We start from the raw sequence: 1,743 nt of genomic DNA on the forward strand, positions 1-1,743 counted from the left end.
GGCCCAGAATCCTCCCCAGCCCAGGGTCTCGTAGGCCCAGTAACCGCCCAGTGAGAGGCCAAAGCCCAAGGTTGCAAACGAGAAGAGAGTCCACGGGAGGGCCGCTTTGGCCCAGCCGTCCCAGTCTTTATGGAGCAGACCGTAGATGGCCCAGACCGAGGGAAGCAGAGTGGAGGAAAAACCCAGAAAGAGAATGGGGGGATGGATCACCATCCAGTAGTTCTCCAGCGACGGGTTCAGGCCACGACCATCGGCGGGAATGGGGCCCGAGGGAACCGCAAAGGGGCACTTGACCAGCAGAATGCTGAGTAAATAGACCTGTGCAATACCAAAGATCGGCCACGCCTTGGCGCTGTTCTTGCCACCCTTGTAGGCCAGCCACAGCCCGAGCACGGCTGTCCAGAACGCCCAGAGGAGCATGGAGCCCTCTTGCCCGCCCCAGAAGGCAGCCATGAGATACCAGAGCTTCGTGCGCTTAGACGTGTACTCGGCGACATAGTGCACTTGAAACTGGTGGGTGGCAATCAGCACGGCCAGATAGGCACAGGCTCCGACCACACTGGTGGTTGCCAGTGCTACAAAGCGCTTGGCCCAGAGGCAAAGACCATCTTTCTCTGCCTTACCACAGAGCACAAAGAGCACATTGGCGGTTACCGTCGCCGCGAGTGCTAACCAGAGAAGTGTATATCCTAAGGGCATCGTTAATCCGCCTTAACTTCCTCTTCGTACTTGCTGGGGCACTTCACCAGCAGCTTGCGTGCCTCGAAGTACTCGCCGTTCCAGCTTCCAATCGCCGTGACTTGAGTCGCCTGGTCAAAGTTCGCGGGCTTGGACTTCTTGAAGCGCACGGGTAGTGTCTGCCCGGTCTTGGCTTCTTTGATCGTGAAGTTCAGGGTGCCATTAAACTCAATCGGCTTAGAGCGATCCAATGGCCCCATGACCTGAAAGACACGGTTCGGATCGGCCTTGGCTTCTTGAAACGTGACGTAGGGCGTGAGATTGGTGACAAACTGCCCCGCACCGTAGGCCAGCGCTCCGAAAATCAGGAAGACTCCGACGGCGGTTCCCATTTTAACTTTCATTGTTTGTTCTCCAGGCGTAGCGCTCGTGTTTCCAGCGCCGTTGCTTTCTTGTCGAGCATCCAGACGAAGGCGAAAACCCCCAGCCAGATCACGACAGCCACCAGTAGTAAAAAGGCCATGCTCATGTTAGTTGTAGTCTACCTCCTCTAGCGACAGTCTCGCACGGTCTAGGCGACTGGCGATGCTTTGAATCCAGAACATCATTCCTAATAGTGGGGGCAAGACGCCCATGTAGATCGCCATCCGGTAGTTCGGGCTGAACTCCGCGTTGACAGGATGGTTCGAGAGGAGGTACTTGGGGATCACGTAGCCCAGCAGCGGCGTCATCACGGCGATAAAGATCGCAAAGACGGCGCTGAGCGAGGCGCGCTTCTCGGTATCTTCCACACTGCCGCGTAGCACAAAATAGGCGCAGTAGATCAGCATCAAGAGAAAAACGCTGGTCTCGCGCGGATCCCAGTTCCAGAACTCGCCCCACTGAATATGGGCAAAGATCGAGCCCGTCGCGGTGGTGAGGAAGCAAAAAAGGAGCGCGAGTCCTGCGCCTGAGTTGGACTTTGCGTCCTCGATGAGCGTGCGCTTTTGGAGGTACTGCCACCCGTGCCACCCGGACATCCACGAGGCGATCATCGCGACGTAGGCGCAGGGCAGGTGTAGCGCG

The 1,743-nt window shown here is 57.5% G+C and carries 4 protein-coding genes; all 4 read right to left on the reverse strand.

From position 1 onward, the window contains the following. Positions 1-699, reverse strand: a 699-nt coding sequence (gene ccsA / locus RMO15_RS05975; protein ID WP_309709194.1) for a cytochrome c biogenesis protein CcsA, incomplete at its 3' end; no start/stop codon positions are given. Positions 700-701: 2 nt separating this feature from the next. Next, positions 702-1,082: a cytochrome c maturation protein CcmE gene (locus tag RMO15_RS05980; RefSeq protein ID WP_309709197.1), complete on the reverse strand. Its 381-nt coding sequence runs from the start codon at positions 1,080-1,082 to the stop codon at positions 702-704. Continuing rightward, complete coding sequence (locus RMO15_RS05985) at positions 1,079-1,207, reverse strand: CcmD family protein (RefSeq protein WP_309709200.1); 129 nt, start codon at positions 1,205-1,207, stop codon at positions 1,079-1,081. Before RMO15_RS05985 ends, RMO15_RS05980 begins: the two co-directional genes overlap by 4 nt. A 1-nt stretch (position 1,208) precedes the next feature. Then, positions 1,209-1,743 (reverse strand): cytochrome c biogenesis protein CcsA (gene ccsA / locus RMO15_RS05990; RefSeq protein WP_309709202.1); only part of this gene is annotated, 535 nt, incomplete at its 5' end.

This window comes from Armatimonas sp., from assembly GCF_031410135.1.
GTDB lineage: Bacteria > Armatimonadota > Armatimonadia > Armatimonadales > Armatimonadaceae > Armatimonas.

Bases quoted from the DNA above. Each gene is read 5' to 3' on its own strand.
- RMO15_RS05980 (WP_309709197.1), bottom strand. From the start codon at position 1,082: ATGAAAGTTAAAATGGGAACCGCCGTCGGAGTCTTCCTGATTTTCGGA.
- RMO15_RS05985 (WP_309709200.1), bottom strand. From the start codon at position 1,207: ATGAGCATGGCCTTTTTACTACTGGTGGCTGTCGTGATCTGGCTGGGG.